The organism is Stenotrophomonas sp. Steno-Z2 (assembly GCF_056393235.1).
The window spans coordinates 876741-900722 of the sequence record NZ_JBWJOY010000001.1 but is presented as its reverse complement, the minus strand read 5'-3'; the positions used below and the strand labels follow the sequence as shown (position 1 = coordinate 900722).

Annotated in this window: 22 protein-coding genes; 15 read left to right on the top strand and 7 right to left on the bottom strand. The window is 71.0% G+C overall.

The genetic code is table 11. From position 1 onward, the window contains the following. Positions 1 to 86: 86 nt before the first annotated feature. Positions 87 to 716 (top strand): cation efflux transmembrane domain-containing protein, encoded by a 630-nt coding sequence (locus tag AC06FP_RS04045; protein WP_478074581.1) that lies wholly within the window; start codon positions 87 to 89, stop codon positions 714 to 716. A gap of 127 nt (positions 717 to 843) precedes the next feature. On the opposite strand, the gene AC06FP_RS04040 is transcribed toward AC06FP_RS04045, so the two are convergent. Next, positions 844 to 2106, bottom strand: coding sequence for a glycosyltransferase (locus tag AC06FP_RS04040; RefSeq protein ID WP_478074580.1), 1263 nt, complete (start codon positions 2104 to 2106; stop codon positions 844 to 846). 220 nt (positions 2107 to 2326) lie between these two features. Here AC06FP_RS04040 and rpmB point away from each other — a divergent pair, with 220 nt between their 5' ends. The 6 genes from rpmB (at position 2327) to AC06FP_RS04010 (ending at position 8542) form a co-directional block, all read left to right on the top strand. Beyond that, positions 2327 to 2563: a 50S ribosomal protein L28 gene (gene rpmB / locus AC06FP_RS04035; protein ID WP_054668347.1), complete on the top strand. Its 237-nt coding sequence runs from the start codon at positions 2327 to 2329 to the stop codon at positions 2561 to 2563. A 10-nt stretch (positions 2564 to 2573) separates the two neighbouring features. Further along, positions 2574 to 2741, top strand: coding sequence for a 50S ribosomal protein L33 (gene rpmG, locus AC06FP_RS04030; RefSeq protein WP_169411268.1), 168 nt, complete (start codon positions 2574 to 2576; stop codon positions 2739 to 2741). 197 nt (positions 2742 to 2938) lie between these two features. Next, entirely contained in the window at positions 2939 to 4318 is a 1380-nt protein-coding gene (locus AC06FP_RS04025; protein WP_478074579.1) for an FAD/NAD(P)-binding protein, read from the top strand. Positions 4319 to 4395: 77 nt separating this feature from the next. Continuing rightward, positions 4396 to 6585 carry a DNA helicase II gene (gene uvrD / locus AC06FP_RS04020; RefSeq protein ID WP_478074578.1) on the top strand — a complete coding sequence of 730 codons (2190 nt, stop codon included), beginning with the start codon at positions 4396 to 4398 and terminating at the stop codon, positions 6583 to 6585. A 215-nt stretch (positions 6586 to 6800) separates the two neighbouring features. Next, complete coding sequence (cml, locus tag AC06FP_RS04015) at positions 6801 to 7988, top strand: CmlA/FloR family chloramphenicol efflux MFS transporter (RefSeq protein WP_478074577.1); 1188 nt, start codon at positions 6801 to 6803, stop codon at positions 7986 to 7988. Between the two features lie 104 nt (positions 7989 to 8092). After that, positions 8093 to 8542, top strand: a complete 450-nt coding sequence (locus AC06FP_RS04010) for a universal stress protein (RefSeq protein ID WP_456117478.1) — start codon at positions 8093 to 8095, stop codon at positions 8540 to 8542. A gap of 270 nt (positions 8543 to 8812) precedes the next feature. On the opposite strand, the gene AC06FP_RS04005 is transcribed toward AC06FP_RS04010, so the two are convergent. Continuing rightward, the gene (locus tag AC06FP_RS04005; protein WP_478074576.1) at positions 8813 to 9100 is read right to left on the bottom strand and encodes a DUF2782 domain-containing protein; all 288 of its coding nucleotides are present in this window, start codon (positions 9098 to 9100) and stop codon (positions 8813 to 8815) included. 93 nt (positions 9101 to 9193) lie between these two features. Between AC06FP_RS04005 and polA the strand changes: the two genes are divergently transcribed. After that, the gene (gene polA, locus AC06FP_RS04000; RefSeq protein WP_478074575.1) at positions 9194 to 11962 is read left to right on the top strand and encodes a DNA polymerase I; all 2769 of its coding nucleotides are present in this window, start codon (positions 9194 to 9196) and stop codon (positions 11960 to 11962) included. A 496-nt stretch (positions 11963 to 12458) separates the two neighbouring features. Beyond that, positions 12459 to 12944 carry a DUF421 domain-containing protein gene (locus tag AC06FP_RS03995; RefSeq protein WP_433852937.1) on the top strand — a complete coding sequence of 162 codons (486 nt, stop codon included), beginning with the start codon at positions 12459 to 12461 and terminating at the stop codon, positions 12942 to 12944. 139 nt (positions 12945 to 13083) lie between these two features. On the opposite strand, the gene hemF is transcribed toward AC06FP_RS03995, so the two are convergent. Genes hemF through AC06FP_RS03975 form a run of 4 tightly spaced genes read right to left on the bottom strand, consistent with a single transcriptional unit; the run spans position 13084 to position 17520 of the window. After that, complete coding sequence (gene hemF / locus AC06FP_RS03990; RefSeq protein ID WP_478074574.1) at positions 13084 to 14031, bottom strand: oxygen-dependent coproporphyrinogen oxidase; 948 nt, start codon at positions 14029 to 14031, stop codon at positions 13084 to 13086. A 22-nt stretch (positions 14032 to 14053) separates the two neighbouring features. Continuing rightward, on the bottom strand, positions 14054 to 14632 hold the full coding sequence (locus AC06FP_RS03985; RefSeq protein WP_478074573.1) for a hypothetical protein: 579 nt from the start codon (positions 14630 to 14632) through the stop codon (positions 14054 to 14056). A 43-nt stretch (positions 14633 to 14675) separates the two neighbouring features. Further along, positions 14676 to 15107 carry an NUDIX hydrolase gene (locus tag AC06FP_RS03980; protein ID WP_478074572.1) on the bottom strand — a complete coding sequence of 144 codons (432 nt, stop codon included), beginning with the start codon at positions 15105 to 15107 and terminating at the stop codon, positions 14676 to 14678. Positions 15108 to 15156: 49 nt separating this feature from the next. Then, positions 15157 to 17520 carry a S9 family peptidase gene (locus AC06FP_RS03975; protein WP_478074571.1) on the bottom strand — a complete coding sequence of 788 codons (2364 nt, stop codon included), beginning with the start codon at positions 17518 to 17520 and terminating at the stop codon, positions 15157 to 15159. 233 nt (positions 17521 to 17753) lie between these two features. Here AC06FP_RS03975 and AC06FP_RS03970 point away from each other — a divergent pair, with 233 nt between their 5' ends. Then, complete coding sequence (locus AC06FP_RS03970) at positions 17754 to 19082, top strand: AMP-binding protein (protein WP_478074570.1); 1329 nt, start codon at positions 17754 to 17756, stop codon at positions 19080 to 19082. Positions 19083 to 19830: 748 nt separating this feature from the next. On the opposite strand, the gene AC06FP_RS03965 is transcribed toward AC06FP_RS03970, so the two are convergent. Continuing rightward, the gene (locus AC06FP_RS03965) at positions 19831 to 20841 is read right to left on the bottom strand and encodes a chorismate transformation FkbO/Hyg5 family protein (RefSeq protein ID WP_478074569.1); all 1011 of its coding nucleotides are present in this window, start codon (positions 20839 to 20841) and stop codon (positions 19831 to 19833) included. A gap of 199 nt (positions 20842 to 21040) precedes the next feature. On the opposite strand from AC06FP_RS03965, the gene AC06FP_RS03960 reads away from it, so the two are divergent. From AC06FP_RS03960 to AC06FP_RS03940, 5 genes are read left to right on the top strand one after another with little or no spacing between them, the layout of a single operon-like run. Further along, positions 21041 to 21310, top strand: coding sequence for a phosphopantetheine-binding protein (locus AC06FP_RS03960; protein ID WP_433852931.1), 270 nt, complete (start codon positions 21041 to 21043; stop codon positions 21308 to 21310). A gap of 5 nt (positions 21311 to 21315) precedes the next feature. Then, positions 21316 to 22038: a ketosynthase gene (locus AC06FP_RS03955; RefSeq protein WP_456117468.1), complete on the top strand. Its 723-nt coding sequence runs from the start codon at positions 21316 to 21318 to the stop codon at positions 22036 to 22038. A 50-nt stretch (positions 22039 to 22088) separates the two neighbouring features. Continuing rightward, entirely contained in the window at positions 22089 to 22388 is a 300-nt protein-coding gene (locus AC06FP_RS03950; protein WP_478074748.1) for an ApeI family dehydratase, read from the top strand. Beyond that, positions 22385 to 23365, top strand: a complete 981-nt coding sequence (locus tag AC06FP_RS03945; protein ID WP_478074568.1) for an LpxL/LpxP family acyltransferase — start codon at positions 22385 to 22387, stop codon at positions 23363 to 23365. The genes AC06FP_RS03950 and AC06FP_RS03945 overlap by 4 nt, the downstream gene beginning before the upstream one ends. Next, on the top strand, positions 23265 to 23957 hold the full coding sequence (locus AC06FP_RS03940; RefSeq protein WP_478074567.1) for a LolA-related protein: 693 nt from the start codon (positions 23265 to 23267) through the stop codon (positions 23955 to 23957). The genes AC06FP_RS03945 and AC06FP_RS03940 overlap by 101 nt, the downstream gene beginning before the upstream one ends. Positions 23958 to 23982: the final 25 nt, after the last annotated feature.

Genomic DNA, 23982 nt, shown 5'->3' with positions numbered 1-23982 from the left:
GGCCGTTGCCGGGGCAGGCTGCAGCGCGCGCTGCAACTTCTCCGCATCGGTGCGAACATCCGCTGCACCCCTTGCCTGGAACCGGAATGAGCGACTGTTGCGGCTGCGGCAGAACCCTGGACGTCGCGCGCATGCAGGCGCGCCAGCGGCGGGCGCTGCTGTGGGTGCTGGCGATCAACCTGCTGAGCTTCGCGATGATGATGGCGGCCGCCTGGCACAGCGGCTCGGCCTCGCTGCTGTCCGGCAGCCTGGACAACCTGGGCGACGCGCTGACCTATGCGCTGAGCCTGGCGGTGGTCGGCGCCAGCCTTGCCGCCAAGGCGCGGGTCGCCCTGCTCAAGGCGGCCTTCATCCTGTGTGCGGCCATCGCGGTGGCGGTGGGCATCGGCTGGAAGCTGGCGCATCCGCACGTGCCGCTGTTCGAAAGCATGGGCATCGCCGCGCTGCTCAACCTCGCCGCCAACCTGCTGTGCCTGCGCCTGCTGTGGCCATACCGGCAGGGCGACATCAACCTGGCGTCGGCCTGGATGTGTTCGCTGAACGACGTTTACGAGGGCGGCGCCGTGATCCTGGCCGCGCTGGCGGTGTGGGCGTTCGGCGCCGGCTGGCCGGACCTGCTGATCGCCGTGGTGCTGCTGCTGTTGTTCCTGCATTCGGCATGGACGGTGGCGCGCGCGGCCTGGCGCGAACTGCGCGCGTCGCGCCCGCCGTACTGACTTGCTGCCGCTGGCTGGAGTCGGGCGCTACGTCCAGGGAGCGGGTCATGCGCCTGCGCCGTGCTGCGGTGGTGGGACTGTTGTCGTTGTGCACGGGTAATGCCGCAGCGGCGGACGACAGCGCCGTCTACATCGAATTGCTGTGGTCGAAACCGCCGGCCGATGCGATCGCCTGGCGCCGCGCCAGCAGCGCCTCGATCGCCGCCACCGCGGTCGCCACGCCATCCTCGGCGGCCATCGACCGCCCCAGGGCGGTGGCACTGGCGCGGGCCTGCGCCGACTCGGCGAATGCGATGGCCTTCGCCAGCGTCGGGCCGTCCAGCCGGTAGGGCGACAGCGCGGGCGGCGCCACGCCCAGGCGCCGCAGGCGGTCGGCCCAGAAGAACTGGTCGCCGGCGAACGGCACCACCAGCGACGGCACGCCGGCGCGGCAGGCCGAATGCGAGGTGCCGCTGCCGCCGTGGTGGATCACCAGCGCGCAGCGCGGGAACAGCGCCTCATGCGGCGCCGGCCCGATCACGAAGACGTTGTCCGGCAGCGGCGCATCCGGCAACCCCGCCCAGCCGGGAAACAGCAGCACGCGGCGCGGCGCCAGCGCGGCCAGCAGGGCCGGCAGCACCTTGTCGCGGTCGAACCCGGCCATGCTGCCGAAACCGAGGTACACCGGCGGCGGACCGGCATCGAGGAAGGCGCGCAGGTCGGCGGGCGGCGCCCAGTCCGCCTCCGGCACGCGCCACTGGCCGCAGACGCGGTGGTCGGCCGGCCAGTCGTCCGGGCGCGGCAGCAGGCTGGGCGAGATGCCGTACAGCATCGGCAGGCCGGTCCACAGCGAACGGCGCAGCGGCAGGCCCAGCACCTGCTGGCGGGCGCGGTTGATCGGGCCGCGGAACTGGCGCCAGATCAGCCCATTGACCAGGCCGTAGCTGGCGCGGCCGAGCCAGCCGGCGATCCGCCCCGGCGGCAGGAACGGCGAGGGAAAGGCGCGGGTCGGGGTCAGCGGGATCATGCCGGTGCCGATCAGCGGCAGGCCGTGGCGCTCGGCCACGCTCATGCCGACGAAAGCCGCCAGGCCCCCGGCCAGGACCGCGTCGCACTCCCGCGCGGCGGCGTCGGCCTGCCGGGTCCAGCTGGCGATATGCCGCCGGGCCAGGCCGGCCAGGCCGCGGGTGGTGGCGGCCACGCCGCTGCCGCCGGCGACCAGGGCGCCGATCTCCTGGCGCATGTCGCCCTCCAGCGCCGCATGCGGCACGCCGAGCGCCCGCGCGCTGTCCAGGGTGCCGCCGTCGGCCAGCAGGGTGGCGGCATGGCCGGCGGCGATCAGGCCGTGGCACAGCGCGGCCAGCGGCCGGGTGTCGCCTTCGGTGCCGTAGGTCAGAGCCAGCAGTCGCATCGCGCCTCCCGGGCGGGTGTCTGTGGACAACTTGCCATTGCGGCGGCCAGCGCGCATAATGCGCGGCTCGCTGTGCCCGGAATCCCGGGCCGGCGGCCGGCAGCACGTCGCCCGGCCGCCCTGCAGCGTACCCCTGACTCCCGTGACGTGTGGCGGACAACCGCCGGGGCCGCCATCTTCCTGGCCAAGGAAGATACAACCGACATTACCGAGGTGCGCAATGTCCCGAGTTTGCCAAGTCTCCGGCAAGAAGGTGCAGACGGGTAACAACGTCTCGCATGCCAACAACAAGACCCGTCGTCGCTTCCAGCCGAACCTGCACGAGCGCCGTTTCTGGGTCGCCAGCGAAAACCGCTGGGTCAAGCTTCGTGTTTCCGCGCATGCACTGCGCACCATCGACAAGAACGGCATCGATTCCGTTCTGGCTGAGCTGCGTGCCCGCGGCGAAAAGGTCTGAGGAGTAAAACATCATGGCAGGCAAGCGCGACAAGGTCCGTATGATTTCCTCGGCCGGTACCGGCCACTTCTACACCACGGACAAGAACAAGAAGAACACCCCCGGGAAGATGGAATTCCTGAAGTACGACCCGGTGGTGCGCAAGCACGTTCTGTACAAGGAAGGCAAGATCAAGTGATGTAGCGGCGCGTTCGCGACGCGGACGCCCTTGCCGCTGCCTCCTCCCCGCGCAGGCGGGGATCGGAAGCTTCCAGCAAAACCCGCCGCAAGGCGGGTTTTGTGTTTCATGGCCGTGAAACGCGCCATCAGCGTGTTCCATCAGCACATGCGGCGGCGGCATCAGGCCCCGGTGGCGGCATCGCCTACAATCGGCGCATGACAGTCTCCGACCAGACGCAGGCCTGCGACATCGCGATCATCGGCGGTGGCGCCGCCGGCGTGCTCACCGCGATCGGCGTGCTGCGTGGCGCCAGGGGCGCGCTGCGCGTGGCGATCGTCGAGCCGCAGCTGCCGCTCGGCCGCGGCGTGGCCTATGCCACGCGCCATCCCGGGCATCTGCTCAACGTGCCCGCCGGCAAGATGAGCGGCTTCCCCGACCGGCCGGACGATTTCCTCGACTACCTCCTCGCGCAGGACGCCTTCCCCGGCGTCGGCCGCGACGCGCTGGCGCAGACCTTCGTCGCGCGCCACCACTACGCTGCCTATCTGCGGCAGCGCCTGCAGGAGGCGGTGGACGCCAGCCCGGCGCAGCTGGACGTACGCGCCGCGCGCGTGGTCTCGCTGGAAACGCAGGTCGACGGCATCGCACTGCAACTGGATTCGGGCCAGGCGCTGCTGGCCGCGTCGGTGGCGCTGTGTACCGGCAATGCGCTGCGGCCGCTGCCCGCGCGCGGCGCCGGCGCGGTGCCGCCGGGCAAGCGCATCGAGGCCTGGGATTTCGACGCGGTGCAGGACATCGCCGCGACCGCCGACGTGGCCATCGTCGGCTCCGGCTTGAGCATGGCCGACAGCGTGGTGTCGCTCGCCGCCGCCGGGCACCGCGGCCAGGTGCACGTGCTCTCGCGCCATGCGCTGCTGCCGCTGCCGCACGCCACGGGCCCGGCCGCCGACTACGATCCCGAACCGCTGCTGGCGATGAACCTGCGCCAGCGCGTGCGCGCGCTGCGCCGCCATGCCGCCGAGGCCGCGCCGCGCGGCATCCCCTGGCAGAGCGTGATGGAGCGCATCCGGCCGCTGGGCCAGGCGCTGTGGCAGTCGCTGTCCTTCGACGACCAGCGCGGCTTCCTGCGCCACGTGGTGCGCTACTGGGACGTGCACCGGCACCGCATCGCCGCGCCGGTGCACACGCAGCTGGTGGAACTGCGGCGGCAGGGCCGCCTGCACCTGCACCGCGGCCGCCTGGAAAGCGCGATCGCCGAGGGCGCCTGCGTGCACCTGGGCGCGCTCGATGCGCGCCGGCGGCCGTTCCAGCTCGATGCGCACTGCGTCGTCAACGCCACCGGCGTGGAGATGCGCGCGCAGGCCATGCGCAACCCGCTGCTGCAGCAGATGCTGGGCAGCGGCGTCGCCCGCCCCGGCCCGCATGGCATCGGCGTCGACAGCGCAGCGGACGGCAGCCTGCTCGACGCTGGTGGCGCTCCCGAACCGCGCATACAGGTCGTCGGCAGCCTGCGCATCGGCCGCCTGTGGGAAAGCCTGGCGATACCGGAGCTGCGCGGCCAGGCGCAGCAGGCGGCGGCTGCGCTGCTTCCGTAGCAAGCGCGCCCGGCGCGCACCAGGGCGCGCGCCGGCGACAGCCAGCTTCGGGTTTGGCTTCGGGCTAAAATGCGCCGATGGATGTTTCCCACCTGCTCGACGGGCTGAATCCGGCCCAGCGCGAGGCCGTTTCCGCCGCGCCCGGCCATTACCTGATCCTCGCCGGCGCCGGTTCAGGCAAGACCCGCGTGCTCACCCACCGCATCGCCTGGCTCAACGAAGTGCACGGCGTGCCGACCCACGGCATTTTCGCGGTGACCTTCACCAACAAGGCCGCCGGCGAGATGCGCCACCGCATCGATCTGCAGCTGCGCAACGGCGCGCGCGGCATGTGGATCGGCACCTTCCACGGCCTGGCCCACCGCCTGCTGCGCCTGCACTGGGCCGACGCGAAGCTGCCCGAGGCCTTCCAGGTGATGGATTCGGACGACCAGCTGCGGCTGGTCAAGCGCGTGGTGCAGGCGCTGGAACTGGACGACGGCAAGTTCCCGCACAAGCAGATCGCGTGGTGGATCAACGCGCAGAAGGACGAGGGCCGGCGCCCGCAGCACATCCAGCCCGAGCCGCACGACGCCTGGCTGGAAACCATGCGCCAGGCCTACATCGAGTACCAGGCGCGCTGCGACCGCGCCGGGCTGGTGGATTTCGCCGAGCTGCTGCTGCGCGCGCATGAACTGCTGCGCGACAACCCGGCGCTGCTCGCCCACTACCGCGCGCGCTTCCGCGAGATCCTGGTCGACGAGTTCCAGGACACCAACGCCATCCAGTACGCCTTCGTGCGCGTGCTGGCCGGCGACTCGGGCAACGTGTTCGTGGTCGGCGACGACGACCAGGCCATCTACGGCTGGCGCGGCGCCAAGGTCGAGAACGTGCAGCGCTTCCTCAAGGATTTCCCGGGCGCGCAGACCATCCGCCTGGAGCAGAACTACCGCTCCAGCGCCAACATCCTCAATGCCGCCAACGCGGTCATCGCGCACAACCCGGACCGCATCGGCAAGCAGCTGTGGACCGACAGCGGCGACGGCGAGCCGATCGACCTGTACGCCGCCTACAACGAGATGGACGAGGCGCGTTACCTGGTCGAGCGCGCGCGGCAGTGGGTGCGCGACGGCGGCAGCTACGGCGACATCGCCGTGCTCTACCGCAGCAACGCGCAGTCGCGTGCCTTCGAAGAGGCGCTGCTGTCCGAGCAGGTGCCGTACCGCGTGTACGGCGGCATGCGCTTCTTCGAGCGCGCCGAGATCAAGGACGCGCTGGCCTACCTGCGGCTGCTGACCAACCGCAACGACGACGCGGCGTTCGAGCGTGCGGTGAACACGCCCACGCGCGGCATCGGCGAGCGCACGCTGGACGAGGTGCGGCGCATCGCCCGCGCGCAGGCGCTGTCGCTGTGGGAGGCGGCGATGCTCGCCACCCAGGGCAGCGACCTCACCTCGCGCGCGAAGAACGCGCTGGCCGGCTTCCTCAACCTGGTCCAGCAGGTCGGCGGCGAAACCGCGCACATGGCCCTGGCCGAGCGCATCGACCACGTGCTGGTGCGTTCGGCGCTGCGTGAGCACTGGAGCAAGGAAAGCCGCAACGCGCTCGACTCGGAATCGCGCAGCGACAACCTCGACGAACTGGTGTCGGTGGCCTCGCGCTTCATCCAGCGCGAGGAGGACGAGGAAGGCGCGGCCGACATGAGCGAGCTGGTCGCATTCCTGTCCTATGCCTCGCTGGAGGCCGGCGAGGGCCAGGCCCAGGCCGGCGAGGACGGCGTGCAGCTGATGACGCTGCACTCGGCCAAGGGCCTGGAATTCCCGCTGGTGTTCCTGGCCGGGCTGGAAGAGGGGCTGTTCCCCGGCGCGCGTTCGCTGGAGGAAAGCGGCCGGCTGGAGGAAGAGCGTCGCCTGGCGTACGTCGGCATCACCCGTGCCCGGCAGAAGCTGGTGCTGGGTTATGCCGAATCGCGCCGCATCCACGGCCAGGACAACTACAGCCTGCCGTCGCGCTTCCTGCGCGAGATCCCGCGCGAACTGCTGCACGAAGTGCGGCCCAAAGTACAGGTCTCGCGCCCGGCCTCGCTCGGCACCAGCCGGGTGATGGGCCATGCCGCCATCGAAGCCCCGCCGGTCAAGCTCGGCGCGCTGGTGGCCCATCCCAAGTTCGGCGAGGGCGTGGTCACCGACTACGAAGGCAGCGGCGCGCACGCGCGCGTGCAGGTGGAGTTCGCCGACGCCGGCAGCAAGTGGCTGGTGATGGCTTACGCCAACCTGACCGTGCTTTGACGGGCGCCGCCAGCGGCGGCCGAGGCCGCCGCCGGGGCGATGCGGGCTACACTGCGCCGGCGAAACGCCGCACAAGGACAGGAAAGATGGGAGCGAACCCGCTCGCAGTCCGCTGAGCCGCAACAACGTTGTGCTGTTGTTGCGGCGATCCGGCTGTCTCCCTCCATCGTGAACCAGCAGGTCGCCGTCGATACCGATCGTACGGAGGCTTCGCCATGCCCGTTCAACCTGCCCGCGACTGGGCCTATCCGCTGCCATCGGCCCTGCTGCTGATGGTTCCCTTCGACCTGCTTGCCTCGCTGGCGATGGACGTGTATCTGCCCGTCATCCCGCAGATGCCGGCGGCGTTGGACACATCGCCCGCGCTCGTCCAGCTCACCCTGAGCGCCTACATGCTGGCCGTCGGCCTGGGGCAGCTGCTCTTCGGCCCGTTGTCCGACCGCATCGGCCGGCGTCCGGTGGTGCTCGGCGGCGCGCTGCTGTTCTCGCTGGCCTCGCTCGCGCTCGCGGCCACCCAGGGCGGCGGCCTGTTCCTTGCCCTGCGCGTGGCGCAGGCGCTGGGGGCGTCGGCCGCGCTGGTCGCCACCTTCGCCACGGTGCGCGATGTCTACGCCGGTACACCGCAGGGCAATACGATCTACGGCCTGTTCGGCGCGATCCTGGCCTTCGTGCCCGCGCTGGGGCCGATCGTCGGCGCGGCGGTCGCGCTGGGCCTGGGCTGGCGTGCGATCTTCATCCTGCTCGGGCTGTCGGGTCTGGTGGCCTGCGCCCGCGCATGGCCACGCTGGCACGAAACCCGCCCCGGCCGATCGCACGGGCATGGAGCGGGATTCGCCCGCATCCTGCGCGATGCGCCATTCAGGGCCTACACGCTGGGCTTCGGCGCGGCGATGGGAACGTTCTTCGTGTTCTTCTCCATCGCACCGCGCGTGCTCATCGGGACGGCAGGGATGCCGCCGATGGCCTTCAGCGCCGCGTTCGCCACCGTCGCGCTGGTGATGATCCTGGCTACGCGCACCGTAGGACGTTTCGTCGTGCGCTGGGGCGTGGCCGGCTGCTGCGCGCGCGGCGCCCTGACGATGGTGGCGGGTGCGGTGCTGCTGGGCATCTGCACCTTCGCCCTGCCGCCGTCGTTCGTCGCTCTGGTGGTGCCGATGTGGGTGATCGCCGTCGGCATCGTGCTGGTGGTGTCGGTCACCGCCAACGGCGCGCTCGCGGCGTTCGGGGACGAGGCTGGCGCGGCCGTCGCGCTGTACTACTGCCTCCAGGGCCTGCTGGCGGTCGGCCCGGGCACGCTGATGGTCCTGCTGCTTGATGGCGATACGGCATGGCCGCTGGTCGCCTACGCGCTGTTCATGCCGGCGCTCAGCCTGGCCGGATTGTGGACGATCCGGCGTGCGTGACAGGGCCGCGACGGTGCCGGGCAGTCGGTTTGATCCGGCTCAATGCACGGCGGCAACATCGGGTATGCAATGGTGGCCTCCCACCCTTCCCAAGGAGAACCGCCATGTACAAGCGCATCCTGATCGCGACCGATGGCTCCGAACTCGCCGGCAAGGGCCTGCAGAAGGGCCTGGAACTGGCGGCGCAGCTCGGCGCCAAGGTCGACATCGTCACCGTCTCCGAGCCCTGGGCCGTGGGCATGTACGACGCCATGGGCTGGAGCGCCGGCTACGAGGCCAGCCCCGAATACCGGCAGGACCGCGAGGCCGCGGCGCAGAAGATCCTGCAGCCGTCGCTGGAGGCGGCGCGCGCGGCCGGCGTGGCCGAGGTGCTCGGCCACCACGTGCTGGACCGCTATGCCGCCGACGGCATCATCGAGACCGCCGACGCCTGCGGCAGCGACCTGCTGGTGATGACCTCGCATGGCCGCCGCGGCGTGACCCGCGTGCTGCTCGGCAGCCAGACCGCCGAGGTGCTGGCGCGCAGCACGGTGCCGGTGCTGGTGATCCGCTGACATCGCGCACTGAAGTGCGCTCCTACGGTGCGCTACTGTGAAGTCGTAGATGCGGGGCTTGCCCTGCTGGGCCTTCCCGGCCAACGCGCATGCGGGGAAGCCCCGCATTCACGAGTGACTGGTTCGCTGCAGATGTTCACCGGATGCATCTGGAGGAAAGCCCCCTGAGTCAGGGGGCGCGCCGAAGGCGCGGGGTATGGCAAGCGTGAGCCGGGGCCCGCGGTTTGCAGTGCAAACCGCGGGGCGGCAGCGCGAAGCGGTGGCGCGGCATCACCAGCTGTACAGCTTCCAGTACACCGGGGAAACACCGTCCTTGTCGTTGTCCAGGCGGCCGTCGCCGTTGCGGTCGTAGAGGTAGAACGGCGCGCCGCGCGCCGGCGTGACCTTGACCATGCGCAGCTGGCTGCCGACCCGGTATTCCTCGATGGTGTCGCCGTTGTCCATGGTGCGGCGGGTGACGTCGGCGCCGGTCACGTCCACCGGCGGCGTGTCGGCGTCCCGGCCCATGCTGGCGCAGCCGGCCAGGGCAAGCAGGGGAATCAGCAGCAGGTGTTTCATGACGGCGGCTCCTCGCATCGGTATCGGCCCGGATTATGCCTGCGCGCGGGTTGCGCGCGCGTCGCCGCCGGCCCGGCCGCGTAGAATCGGCGCATGAGCAGATTAGTCCTGATCGACGGGTCCAGTTACCTGTACCGCGCGTTCCACGCGCTGCCGCCGCTGTCCAACGCCGCGGGCGAGCCCACCGGCGCCCTGTTCGGCGTGGTCAACATGCTGCGCGCCACGCTGAAGGAAAAGCCCGACTACGTGGCCTTCGTGGTCGACGCGCCGGGCAGGACCTTCCGCGACGACCTGTACGCGGAGTACAAGGCCAACCGTCCGCCGATGCCCGACGAACTGCGCGCGCAGGTGCAGCCGATGTGCGACATCGTGCACGCGCTTGGCATCGACATCCTGCGCGTGCCCGGCGTGGAGGCCGACGACGTGATCGGCACCCTGGCGCTGGCCGGCGCCGCCGACGGGCTGGCGGTGACCATCTCCACCGGCGACAAGGATTTCGCCCAGCTGGTGCGCCCGGGGGTGGTGCTGGTCAACACCATGACCGGCAGCCGCACCGATTCGGATGCGGCGGTGATGGACAAGTTCGGCGTGCGCGCCGGGCAGATCGTCGATTACCTGGCGCTGATGGGCGATGCCGTGGACAACGTGCCCGGCGTGGAGAAGTGCGGCCCCAAGACCGCCGCCAAGTGGCTGGCCGAATACAACGACCTGGACGGCGTGATGGCCGCGGCCGCCACCATGAAGGGCAAGATCGGCGAGAACCTGCGCGCCGCGCTGCCGCGGCTGCCGCTCAACCGCGAGCTGGTCACCATCCGCACCGACGTGGAACTGGAGCAGGGGCCGCGCGACCTGCGCCTGCGCGAGCAGCACGTGGACAGCCTGCGCGAGCTGTATGGCCGCTATGGCTTCACCCAGGCGCTGCGCGAGCTGGGTGGCGTCGCGGCGCCGGCCGCGGCCGACGAGGCCAAGGTCAGCCTGCGCGGCACCGCCGCCGGCTTCGCCCGTTCCAGCGAGGGCGTGCCGGCCGTCCAGACCGATCCGGCGATGGCGGGCAAGGGCGAGTACGAAACCGTGTTCACCGCCGAACAACTGCAGGCCTGGGTCGAACGCCTGCAGGCCGCGGCCGAGTTCACCTTCGACACCGAGACCGATGCACTGGACGCGATGCGCGCGCGGCTGGTCGGCGTGAGCCTGGCGGTCGAACCGGGCAAGGGCGCCTACATCCCGGTCGGCCACGACTACCCGGGCGCGCCGGCGCAGCTACCGGCGGCGCAGGTGCTCGACGCGCTGCGCCCGCTGCTCGAGGACGCCGGCAAGCGCAAGCTCGGCCAGCACGGCAAGTACGACATCCACGTGCTGCGCCGCCACGGCGTGGAGGTGGACGGCTATGCCGACGACACCATGCTGGAGAGCTTCGTGCTCAATTCCACCGCCACCCGCCACGACATGGATTCGCTGGCGCAGCGTTACCTCGGCTATACCACCACCAAGTTCGAGGACGTCGCCGGCAAGGGCGCCAAGCAGATCTCCTTCTCGCAGGTGGGCATCGACGAAGCCGGCCATTACGCCGCCGAGGACGCGGACATCACCCTGCGCCTGCACCGCGTGCTGGCGCCGCAGCTGGCGGCCGAACCCGCGCTGGAAAAGGTCTACCGCGAGATCGAGATGCCGCTGGTACCGGTGCTGGCGCGCATCGAGGCCAACGGCGTGTGCATCGACGGCGCCGAACTGCGGCGGCAGAGCGCGGACCTGTCCTCGCGCATGCTGGCCGCGCAGCAGAAGGCCACCGAGCTGGCCGGGCGCAGCTTCAACCTGGACTCGCCCAAGCAGCTGTGCGCGGTGCTGTTCGAGGAACTGGGCCTGCCGGCGCTGGTGAAGACGCCCAAGGGCCAGCCCAGCACCAACGAAGAGGCGCTGGAAGCCATCGCCGACCAGCACGAGCTGCCGCGCGTGATCCTGGAATACCGCGGCCTGGCCAAGCTGCGCAGCACCTATACCGACAAGCTGCCGGAGATGGTCAACCCGGATACCGGCCGCGTGCACACCAGCTACCACCAGTCCGGCGCCGCCACCGGGCGCCTGTCCTCGTCCGATCCGAACCTGCAGAACATCCCGATCCGCACCGACGACGGCCGCCGCATCCGCAGGGCCTTCGTCGCGCCGCCGGGGCGCAGGCTGATGGCCTGCGACTATTCGCAGATCGAGCTGCGCATCATGGCCCACCTGTCCGAGGACCCGGGCCTGATCCGCGCCTTCGAGCAGGGCGTGGACGTGCACCGCGCCACCGCGGCCGAGGTGTTCGGCCGCACGCTGGAGGAGGTCACCGCCAACGAGCGCCGCGCCGCCAAGGCGATCAACTTCGGCCTGATGTACGGCATGAGCGCCTTCGGCCTGGCCAGGAACCTGGGTATCGACCGTGGCCAGGCGCAGGACTACGTGGCGCTGTACTTCAGCCGCTACCCGGCGGTGCGCGATTTCATGGAGCGCATGCGCGTGCAGGCGCGCGAGCAGGGTTACGTGGAAACCCTGTTCGGCCGCCGCCTCTATCTGAACGACATCCACGCCCGCAACCAGGGCCTGCGTGCCGGCGCCGAACGCGCGGCGATCAACGCGCCCATGCAGGGCACCGCCGCGGACATCATCAAGCGCGCGATGGTCAGCGTGGACGGCTGGCTCGCCGCGCACCGGGAGCGCGCGCAGATGATCCTGCAGGTGCACGACGAACTGGTGTTCGAGGCCGACGCCGACTTCATCGACACGCTGCGCGCGGCGGTGGAGTCGCGCATGACCGCGGCGGCGGAACTGCGGGTGCCGCTGGTGGTGGATTCGGGGGTGGGCAGCAACTGGGACGAAGCGCACTGACGATCGCGGCCGTCCGTTTCGCCGCCGCCCGGCGAAACGGCGGAGACCGGCGGATCAGGCATCTGCCGTTCCCCGGGTATTCGCGCAGCGAATGGGGTCCAGTGCGTTTCTCGATGCATGCCGCTCCATCTGCAATGAACAGCACGGATTTCCAATTATTTAACGCTAGTAATGCCATGGCTGGAACGTTGCGTAATGCATTGCGCGGCCAATCATGCGCACCTTCTTTTTCGGATGAATCCCTCCTTAATCGTCCTGAAATAAATAGCCGTTCTTCACGAACCATCAATGTCCGGGGTGGTGATATAGCCCTCGACAGGTGCAACGCCTGTCGCGGATCTCTCCCATCCCCTGGAGCAGATCTCGGAGCGGGGATTCCTCCCCAAATCGCCGCTCCTCCAGCCCCGTCGACCCCCCCCTGGTCGGCGGGGCTTTTTTTTGCGCGCCGGAAGGCCATGCGAAGATCGCGCCGTCCTTTCCCGTGCGGGTGCCAGCCGTGTCCGATCTCTTTGTGTTGTCCGCCCCCTGGTGGCATTTCGTCCTGCGCGGGGTGGCGATGTACCTGCTGGTGACGGTGCTGATGCGCCTGTCGGGCAAACGCGCGGTGGGCCAGTTCACGCCGTTCGACATGATCCTGCTGATCCTGATCGGCAACACGGTGCAGAACGGCATCAACGGCGGCGACAATTCCATCACCGGCGCCTGCGTGATGGCCTGCACGCTGTGCGCGCTGAACTGGGCAGTGGCGTGGCTGTCCTCGCGTTCGCTGCGCTTCCGCTGGCTGGTCGAGGGGCGGCCGACGCTGCTGGCCGAGGACGGCCGGGTGTTCCGCCAGGTGCTGCGCCGGCAACTGGTCAGCGACGCCGATTTCGAGGTGGCGATGCGGCTGGCCGGCTGCGCGCACGTGGGCGACATCAGGCGCGCCATCCTGCAGCCCAACGGTCACATCATGATCGAGACCCGCGACGGCAAGTGGAGCTGAGCCGGGAGCGTGGATCGCCCGCAGGAGCGGCTTCAGCCGCGAACGCTTTCTGCGACGCGACCGCCAGACGCATCGCGGCTGAAGCCGCTCCTGCGGAATCTGGGCGCCGCTGCGGGAACAGGCGCTGCGGGCTTGCCCGCTACAGCCAGGCGCGCGGGACCAGGTACTCGGCCAGCCGCGCCTCGTCGCTGCCGGCGTCGGGCTGGTAGCCGTACTCCCAGCGCACGCGCGGCGGCAGGCTCATCAGGATGCTCTCGCTGCGGCCGCCGCTCTGCAGGCCGAACAGCGTGCCGCGGTCGTAGACCAGGTTGAACTCGACGTAGCGGCCGCGCCGGTACAGCTGGAACTCGCGCTCGCGCTCGCCGTAGGGCGTGTCCTTGCGGCGCGCGACGATGGGCAGGTAGGCATCGAGGAAGCCGTCGCCCACCGCACGCAGGTAGGCGAAGTCGCGCTCGAAATCGCCATGCAGGTCGTCGAAGAACAGGCCACCGACGCCGCGCGTCTCGTTGCGGTGTTTGATGAAGAAGTACTCGTCGCACCAGCGCTTGTGTTCGTCGTAGCGCTCCCCGCCGAACGGTGCGCACAGGTCGCGCGCGACTTCGTGCCAGTGGCGCACGTCCTCGTCGAACGGATAGAACGGGGTCAGGTCGAAACCGCCGCCGAACCAGGCCGCCACCGCCTTGCCGTCGCGTTCGGCCTGGAAGTAGCGCACGTTGGCGTGGGTGGTGGGCAGGTAGGGATTGAGCGGGTGGAACACCAGCGACACGCCGCAGGCGCGCCACGAGGCGCCGGCCAGTTCCGGGCGGTGCGCCGACGCCGAGGGCGGCAGGCGGGTGCCGGCGACGTCGGAGAAACCGATGCCGGCCTGCTCGAACACCGCGCCATCGCGCAGGATGCGGGTACGGCCACCGCCGCCCAGGGATGGGCCAGTGTCACGGGAGGCAGGAGGCCGGGAGTGACCGCCGCCCTCGGCGCGCTGCCAGCGGTCTTCGACGAAACGGGCCCGGCCGTCGGCCGATTCGATGGCCTGGCAGATGCGGTCCTGCAGGCCGGTGAGGTAGTCGCGTACGCGTTCGAAATCGTCCATGCGCGTACTGTAGCGCAGGCATTCAGCGGAACAGCGCGCGTACCTCGTCGCGGCACAGCCGGATCACCAGCCAGCCGTGCAGGCCGGCGAAGGCCAGCGCGGTGGCGCCGGCGCTGAGCAGGGCGGTCCAGCGGCTGGCCTGGATCTGCGCCAGGGCTTCCTGGCCGTCGGGCGAATCCTGGAAGCCGGGCGGCAGGATGGACTGCATCGCCGCGAACATGCCGTCGACCAGCGGCAGCGTGGCGAAGTTGGCCACGGCCACCACGACCAGGAACACGATGAAGCCGATCCGCCCCCATTCGTGGCGCCGCAGCAGCCCCCACGACACCGCGAGCAGGGCCACGGACAGCAGCAGCATCAGCAGGGTCAGCGACAGCGCATGGCGCGCGGCCCACTGCATCGCCGGTGGCACGGGAAGCCCTTGCTGCTGCAGCCAGCCCAGGGGGTCGAGCCGGCCGAACAGGGCGACCAGCAGCAGCTGGAACAGGCTCCAGGCGATGGACAGGCCGGCCATCAGCAGCGACAGCCTGGCGGTGACATCGACGAAGCCGGCGGCCGCGGGGCGCGCCGGGTGGAGCGGAGGAGGTGCGGGCTGGGTCACGCGGGCACGCTGCGGGAAACGGTGGAGCGCACTATCGCCGGCTTCAGCCGGCTTGCCCAGCCCCGGCCACCTGTTGCGCCGCCGCCGGCAATACATGGCGTTCGCTCAAGGGCGCGAGCTTCACGCCATGGGGTGGGCGCAGCGGAATCCAGGCCAGTTCGGCGATTTCCGCCTGCGCGCGCGGCGTGCCGTCCACCTGCACCAGGAACGACTCGCCCTGCACGCGCCGTCCCGGCTCGTTTACCGCGTCGTCCTCGAAGGTGCCCAGGGCAACCGCCTCGCCCGCGCGCAATGCCACATCCAGTTCCTCGCGCAGTTCGCGCGCCAGCGTGCGCAGCGCGTCCTCACCGGATTCGCGCTTGCCGCCCGGCTGGATGAAGGCGGGCGAGCCGTGCTTGCGCACCACCAGCACGCGGCCGGCGTCGTCGAGGATCACCGCGATGACGATGCGGATGGGGGACAAGGCGGGCTCCATTGCAGGTGATGCCTGCGCGACAGGGGCGACCAGTGGCCGCCCCTGCTGCTTACTTCAGCGTTTCCTCGAACAGCTTGAGGATGCGCTTGTACTGGTCCAGCCAGGAATCGGCGCGCGTATAGCCGTGGCGTTCCAGCGGGTAGGGCGCGATGGTCCAGTTGTCCTTGTGCAGCTCGATCAGGCGCTGGGTCATGTTGACCGAGTCCTGGAAGAACACGTTGTCGTCCATCATGCCGTGGGCGATCAGCAGGTGGTCCTGCAGGCCTTCGGCGTACTCGATCGGCGAGGACACGCGGTAGGCCTCGGGGTCGATGTCCGGGGTGTTGAGGATGTTGCTGGTGTAGCCATGGTTGTACTGGTGCCAGTCGCCGACCGGGCGCAGCGCGGCGCCGGCCTTGAACGTGCCCGGCGCGCGGTACAGCGCCATGAAGGTCATGAAGCCGCCGTAGGAGCCGCCGTAGATGCCGGCGCGGTCGCGGTCGCCCTGCTGGGTTTCCACCAGCCAGTCCAGGCCGTCCTGGTAGTCCTCGAGCTCCGAGTGGCCCATGTTGCGGTAGATGGCGGTGCGCCAGTCGCGGCCGTAGCCCTCGCTGCCGCGGTAGTCCATGTCCAGCACGATGTAGCCCTTCTGCACCAGCAGGTTGTGGAACATCTGCTCGCGGAAGTAGGTGGGGTAGCGCTGGTGCACGTTCTGCAGGTAACCGGCGCCGTGCACGAACATCACGATCGGGTACTTCCTGCCCGGCTCCTTCTGCGCGGGGCCGTAGTACTTGGCCCAGACCACGCCGGCGCCATGCTTCGACGGCACCGCCACCAGCTGCGGCTGGATCCACTCGCGCGCCTTGAACTCGGCGCTGCGGGTGTCGGTAAGCACGCGCGCGCTGCCGCCGGCGGCCGGCACCACCGCCAGCTGCGCCGGCAGGTAGGCGCCGGAGTAGCGCACCAGCAGCTGCTGGCCGTCGGGCGAGAGCGAGAAATCCTCCACGCCGTTGAGGTCGGTCAGCTCGCGCACCTGGCCGCTGGCGGCATCGACGCCGCACACCTCGTAGTCGTGTGGCGCCTGCTGGTTGCACAGCACGTAGAAGCCCTTGCCATCGGCCGAGGGCACCGGCGCGGAGGTTTCCCACCTGCCGCTGGTCAGCGCGCGCGGCTTGGCGGTGCCGGCCTGGGTGTACAGGTGCGAGAAGCCCGATTCCTCGGACAGCAGCCACAGCGTGCTGCCGTCGGCCATCCAGCCGAAATCGTTGAAGCCCCAGTTGATCCAGCCCGGGTCGGTGAGGCGGTGGCGGTTCTGCATGCGGCCGTCGGCGCCGACGCTGACGATCCAGCGGTCCTTGTTGTCGTTGGCGCGCAGCATCACCGCCGCCTGCCTGCCGTCGGCGCTCCAGCGGATGCCGCCGCCCATGAAATCGCCCATCACCTGCACGGTGCGGTCGCCCTTGAGCGGTTCCTTGCCGGCGGCCTTGCGCAGCGCGGCCAGCGGATCGGTGCCGATGCCGGGCAGGGCGTCCAGCGCCAGCGGTTGGACCTGGCCGGTGGCTACGTTCACGAACCACAGCGCATGCGGCGCGAAGCCGTTGCGGCCGACACGGGTGCGGGTGTCCTCGGTTTCCTCGTAGCCGGATTCGGTCACGTACAGCGGCATCTTGCCGCCGCGCCCTTCCTCGAAGTTCTTCGGCTTGGTCACCACGATCAGGTGGGTGGCGTCGGGCGAGAGCACGCTGTCCACGATCTCCACGTCCGCGCCCAGGTAGACCGGGCCCGGCGCGCGGGTCGGGTCGGCCTGGCGCCAGCGCTCGCCCTGCTCGCGCAGCGCGTCGCGCTGGGCGCGGTCGCGGCGCAGGGTTTCCAGCGTGCGCATCTGCTGGTCGCGCAGCACATCGGCCTTGGGCGCGTCGGCGGGATTCTTCTCGGCCTTGAGCTGGGCGACCAGTGCGATCGCGCCGCTGCTGGCGTTCCAGTGGTACCAGGTGTTGCCGACGTTCCAGATCACGCCGCCGTCGGTGGCGAAATCCACGCCCGAGGCGCGCTCGTTGCCGCGGGTGAGCTGGGTCAGCGCGCCGCTGCGCAGGTCGCGCACGAACACATCGCCGTTGCGCACGAAGGCCATGCGCTGGCGCTGGCGGTCGTAGACGCGGTTGGCCGCGTCCAGGGTGCCGCGCTGGTCGTCGGCCACCTGCTGCGCCACGCCGCCGGCCACCGGCTGGCGGAAGGTGTCGCGTACCGGGCTGCCCTTGCGCTTGAGCGTGTACTCCACCTGCTGGCTGTTCCACGACCACCAGGCCGATTCCACCGGCGGCCCGATCCAGTCCGGGTCGGCCATCGCCTGTTCGATGGTGATCGGCGTTGGGGCGGCGTGGACGCCGCCGACGGCGGCCAACAGCAGCAGGGACAGGGGCAGGAGTCTGGACATCGCGGGTACCGGTGGAGAAAACCGGCAAAGCCTAGCAGCCCGGTCCGCCGCGGGGCTGGGCCACAGGTCATGGACGAGGCCGGCGAACCGCCGGCCAGGCCGCAGCGGCGGGCGATCCGGTGCCACCGCCGCGTTTGTCCGGTTTCCGCCAGCGGCTATGCTGGGCGCCGGCCGCGCCCTGGTTCCGCGACCGTTCTTCCCGAAGGTTGTCCCGCGTGCCTGCTGCCCATCCGATGTCTTCTTCCCTGCTTCCCCTCGCCGTTGGCGCGCCCGGCCGGCCGCTGGCGGTGGCCGGCGCCTCGCGGATCGACCTGGCCACTTTCCTCGAGCACGTGCGTGGGGTGGCGGCGCTGCTGCCGCCGGGACGCCATGCGGTCAACCTGTGCGAGGACCGCTACCGCTTCCTGGTCGGTTTCTGCGCGGTGGCCCTGCGCGGGCAGGTGAACCTGCTGCCGCCCTCGCGCGCGCCGGCGGTGGTGGCCGAGGTGCAGCAGCGCCATGCGCAGGCCTGGTGCCTGGGCGACACCGCGCCCGATCCCTTGCCGGCCGGCTGGTTCGCGCTGCCGGAGGAACTGCCGCGCCTGCCCGGCGATGTCCCGCAGCTCGATGCGGCGCAGCTGGTCGCCATCGGCTTCACCTCCGGCAGCACCGGCGCGCCGGCGGCCAACCCCAAGACCTGGGGCGCGTTCGTGACCAGCACCGCGCAGAACCTGCAGGCGCTGGGCGACCTGTGGGGCGGGCACGCGCCCGCGGTGGTCGCCACGGTGCCGCCGCAGCACATGTACGGCATGGAGATGTCGGTGCTGCTGCCGCTGCTGGCGCCGGCGGTGCTGCATGCCGGCCGGCCGTTCTTCCCGCAGGACGTGGCGCAGGCGCTGGCCGAGATGCCCGCGCCGCGGCTGCTGGTCACCACGCCGGTGCACCTGAAGGCGCTGGTCGAATCGGGCGTGGAGCTGCCGCCGCTGGCCGGCATCGTCACCGCCACCGCGCCGCTGCCGCCACCGCTGGCCGAAGCCGCCGAAACGCGTTTCGCCACCGAGGTGCGCGAGGTGTTCGGTTCCACCGAGACCTGCATCTTCGCCCGCCGCCGCACCGCGCGCGAGCAGGCGTGGACGCTGCTGCCGGGCGTGCGCCTGGAACCGCAGGAGGACGGCACCCGGGTGCACGCGCCGCACCTGCCGGGGGCGGTGCTGCTGGCCGACCTGGTCGAGCTGCTGCCGGAAGGGCGTTTCCTGTTGCGCGGCCGCCGCGCCGACCTGCTGGAAATCGCCGGCAAGCGCGCGTCGCTGGGCGACCTGACGCGGCGCCTGCTGGCGGTGCCGGGCGTGCGCGACGCGGTGATGGTGCAGCTGGACCCGGAGCCGGGGCAGGCGGTGGGCCGCATCGCGGCGCTGGTGGTGGCGCCGGAGCGCGAGGAGGCGGACATCCTGCGCGAGCTGCGCGCGGGCATGGACCCGGTGTTCCTGCCGCGGCCGTTGCGCAGGGTGGAGTGCCTGCCGCGCAATGAGACGGGGAAGCTGCCGAGGGATGCGGTGCTGGCGTTGCTGCGCGGCGAGGGCTGACCCAGCCGCTACCGTTGTCTGTGCCATTGCCGTGATTTTGCTTTTGCTTTTGCCTGGCTTTTGACTTCCGGGCCCCCTTCCGCAGCGACGGAGCCGGCGGGAAAAACCCGAAGGGCGACGCACATGGATGTGCGTCGTTTTTCGACGAGACAGGGATGTCTCGTCGAAAAATCCCGCCGGCGGAGTGGACCCACGGCACGCAGTGCCGTGGGCGCGGAGGCAGGGGCGTGCTTTCTCTTGGTTACTTCTCTTTGCACGAGCAAAGAGAAGTAACTCGCTCCTGCGAAGCAGGGGCGAAAGCTCTGCTTTCAAGCTTTCGCTTCTCGCTTTGCCTCTGGCTCGATCCACCGACTTTTTGGCCACCGCTTTGGTACGGATGCCCGGATCTTCGCTCTTGGCGATCCAGGGGAAGCCAGAGCAAGGGCAGAAACAGAATCAAGGGCTTTCGCTCCCCTTCGGGGCGCGAGCCACCTTTCTTTGCTCGTGCAAAGAAACGTGGCCCAAAGAAAGCACGCCCTGCCTCCGCGCCCTCCGTGCCTGCGGCACTCCGGGTCCACTCCGCCGACGGGATTTTTCGACACGACATCCCTGTCGTGTCGAAAAACGACGTGCATCCATGCACGTCGCCCCTGCGGGGTCTTGTCCGTCGGCTCCGTCGCTACGGAAGGGGGCCCGGAAGTCAAAAGTCAGGGCAAAAGCAGAAGCAAAATCACCGCAACCGCAGCCGCAACCGCAACGGCAACCGCGGTCAGGCGCCGTGTACTCCGTCGATCTCCACCCGCAGATCGCGCCGGCACACTTCCGCATGCAGCACGATGTACGGCACCTCCGGCGGCAGATGCCGCGCCAGCGCCTGGCGGACGGCCGGGATCTCCGCCTCATCGCGCACGTAGACCTTCAGCCGGCTGCCCGCGCCGAAATGCGCCGGCAACGCCGGCAGCCGCGCGCGCGCCGTGCCCACCAGCGCGTCGAGGTTGGCGAAGGTTTCCTCCAGCTGGCGCAGCGTGTCATCGCCGTGCAGGGTGGCGTGGCCGACCACGCTGGCCGTGCCCGACAGCAGCAGCGGCAGCGCGCTGCCCGGCGCGGCCAGCATGCCGCGGGCGAAGCTGGGCGACTGCGGGCCGTACTGGCGCGGATACCGCCACGCGCTGACCTGGCGCGGGTTCTCCAGCGGCGTGCCGGGCTCGCGCGCGGCCAGCCAGTAGACCTGCAGCACGCGCACGCCATCCAGGCGGCCGATGGCGGTAGCCGCCGGCAGGGTGCCGGCGTCGATGGTGCCGATGCCGCGCGCGCGGCCGACGCAGAACTGGCGGTAGCGCTCGTCGTCGCCTTCGCCCTCGGTGATCGCGTCCAGGTAGTTCCAGATGCGCAGCAGGTGCGGGTAGCCGTGCTGCGGCAGCGCCGACAGCAGCCGCGCATAGGCGTGCGCGCCGGCCTCGAGGATGCCGCCGTGGCGGGATTCGTCGATCTGCAGCGCGCCGAACATCAGCGCGCCGTCGCAGGCCCAGGCCAGGCCGTCGTCCTCGCGGCCGCTGCGCACCGTGCCGATGCCGCGCCAGACCTCCAGCCGCGGCTCGCCCTCGGGCTGCAGGCCGACCTGCAGGTAGCGCGGGTCGGCGCTGGCGGGGGCCGCGTCGCCGGCCTGGAAACCGAACACCGCCAGCACCTGCGGATCGGCCAGCAGGGCCGGCAGCCGCGCCGGATCGGCGTAGTCCACCGCCAGCCCGGCGGCGGGCGCGAAGCCGGAAACCGCGTTCATCGCGCGCTCCCGCGGCCACGGCGGCCGGCAGCGGGGACGGGCGGGGAAACGGAAGCGGGGCAGGGGAACGGAGACGTCATCGTGCGGGCGGATCGGTGCTGCAGAAAGCGGCATGATACCGCGCGCGCCGCGACGGCCATGGTTGCGCCGCGGGCGGCGATACCGGATCGTTGCGCATCATCTCTTCATGGAAGTGGCAATGTCGCAACAAACCGAGGCCGAGCGCGAGCTGGCGCAACTGCTGGTCGAGAGCCTGAACCTGGAAGACGTGGACCCGGCGGCGATCGACCCGGAGGCGGCGCTGTTCAACGACGGGCTGGGCCTGGATTCGATCGACGCGCTGGAACTGGCCCTGGCCATCGGCAAGCGCTACGGCTTCCAGCTGCGTTCGGACAACGACGACAACCGCCGCATCTTCGCCTCGCTGCGCGCGCTGTCGGCGCACGTGCAGGCCAACCGGACCGCCTGAACGCCATGAGCGGCGCCGGCCACGCGCCCGGCCACGGCGCGGCCGCCAGCCTCCTGCGGGTGGCGCTGCTGCTGGCCTATCCGGTGCTCTCGCACGTGGCCAGCCTGCGCAGCGAAGGCGGCTGGGCCGCGCTGGCGCTGTTCGGGCTGGTGCTGCTGTGCCTGCTCGACGCGCTGGGGCGCCGGCGGCCGGGGGCCTGGGCCGCGCTTGTGGCATCGGGCCTGCTGCTGGCCTGGCTGGGGCGCTCGCCATGGGCGTGGATGCTGCTGCTGGCGCCACCGGTGGTGTTCCCGCTGCTGGTGGCCTGGGGCTTCGCGCGCTCGCTGCGGCCGGGCCGGGTGCCGCTGATCACCCGCATCGTGCAGGCCCTGCATGCGCGCGCCGGGGTGCCGGTCGAGGAACGGCTGGAGCGCTATACGCGGCGTCTGACCGCGGCCTGGGCGGCGCTGCTGGCGCTGCTGGCGGCGATCAACCTGGCGCTGGCGATGAGCGCGGTGCCCGATGGCCTGCTGGCCGCGTTCGGCCGCCAGCCGCGCTGGCCGCTGAGCCATGCGCAGTGGTCGTGGTGCGCGAATGTCGCCGACTGGGGCCTGATCGGCGGCTTCTTCGTCGCCGAATACGCGCTGCGCTGCCGGTTGTTCCCGCAGCGCCCGTACCGCAGCGCCGGCCAGTTCGTGCGCCAGATGGGGCAGCTCGGCCCGGCGTTCTGGCGCGACCTGCTGCGTTGAACGCGGTGGGCCGCGGGTATCCTGTGGCCCACGCCGCCGCCCGCCACGCCATGCAGTTCACCATTGCCCACGACCATCCCTGCCTGCCCGGCCATTTCCCGGGCCGGCCGCTGGTGCCGGGCGTGGTGGTGCTGGAACAGGTGCTGCGCGCGGTCGAGGCGCAGGCCGGGGTGCCGTTGGCGGCGCTGCGCCTGCCGCAGGTGAAGTTCATGGCGCCGCTGCTGCCGGGGCAGACCGCGCGGATCGAACTGGACGGGCAGGCGCCGCGCTGGAAGTTCCGGGTGTGGCGCGGCGAGGAACTGCTGGCGCGTGGTGAACTGGCCGCCGCAAACGGGGACGCGGCGGCATGAGCGAGGCCGACTGGAAGCGCCGGCCCGAGGGCGGCGGCCGCGCCGCGATCCGCCTGATCGCCGCCATCGCCCGCCATGGCGGGCGCGGCATCGCCCGGCTCTGCCTGTATCCGATCACCGCCTATTTCCTGCTGGTGCGCGGCGCCGAACGTCGCGCCTCGCGCGCGTACCTCGGCCGCGCGCTGGGTCGCCGCGCCGGCCTGTGGGACGTGGCGCGCCACATCCACACCTTCGCCGCCACCATCCTCGACCGGGTGTTCCTGCTCGGCGGGCGCATGAACCTGTTCGACATCCGTACCGAGGGCACGCGGGAGCTGCTCGCGCAGCTGGACGAAGGCCGCGGCGTGCTGCTGTTCGGCTCGCACCTGGGCAGCTTCGACGCGCTGCGCGCGCTGGGCCGGCAGCGGCCGGACCTGAAGCTGCGGGTGCTGCTGGACCGCGCCCACAACGCCGCCATCACCGAGTTGCTGGCCGAACTCGACCCCGGCCTGGCCGCGGGCATCATCGATGCCGGGCAGGGCGGGCCGGCGGTGGTGCTGGCCATCCAGCAGGCGCTGGAGGAAGGCGCGATGGTGGCGTTGCTGGTGGACCGCGCGCGGCCGGGCGAAACCGCCCTGCACGCCCCCCTGCTCGGCGCGCCGGCGCCGTTCCCCACCGCGCCGTGGCTGATTGCCAGCGTGCTGAAGGCGCCGGTGATGCTGGCCTTCGGCCTGTACCGCGGCGGCAACCGCTACGATCTCCTGTTCGAGCCGTTCGCGCCGGCGCTCGAGGTGCCGCGCGTGCAGCGCGCCGAGGCCCTGTCGGCGCTGGTTCACCGTTATGCCGGCAGGCTGGAACACCACCTGCGCGGCGCCCCCTGGAACTGGTTCAATTTCTATGATTTCTGGCATTCCGAAGCCTCACACCCCGCGCCGCTGGATGCTGGCGGCGTTGCTGGCCGCCTGCGCCAGCGCGCCGGCGATGGCGGCCGACGTTGATGCGGCGTGGATCCTGCGCCAGCTGGCGCAGCCGGCGCCGAGCCAGACCGGCTTCGTCGAGCTGCGCGGTTCGGCGCTGCTGAAAGAACCGCTGCGGGTGGAAGGCCAGTACCGGCGCCCGGATGCCGGCACCCTGGTGCGCGAGGTGCGCGCGCCCTATGCCGAAACCACCACCATCGCCGATGGCAGGGTCAGCATCGCCCGCGCCGGCAAGCCGCCACGCGTGTTCTCGCTGCAGCGCGTGCCCGAGCTGTCGGACCTGCAGGCCAGCTTCGGCGCGCTGCTGTCCGGCGACCTGGCCGCGCTGGAACAGGCCTACCGCCTGCAGGCGTCGGGCACCGCGCAGCGCTGGCAGCTGGTGCTCACGCCGAAGGCGCAGGCACTGGCCGCGCGCGTGCGCGCGGTGACGCTGCGCGGCCGCGATGGCGAGCTGCGCTGCATCGAGACGCAACCGGCACGCGGCGAGCTGCAGCGCACCCTGCTCGGCAGCGCGGCCGGCGCCGCCAGCGGCGTGCGCCAGGCCGATGCCCTGGCCGCGCTGTGCCATGACGGCGCGGGCGCCGCTCCGGCGCCGGCAGGGAGCCGCCGTTGAAGCTCACCCCGCGCCGGCGCATCGG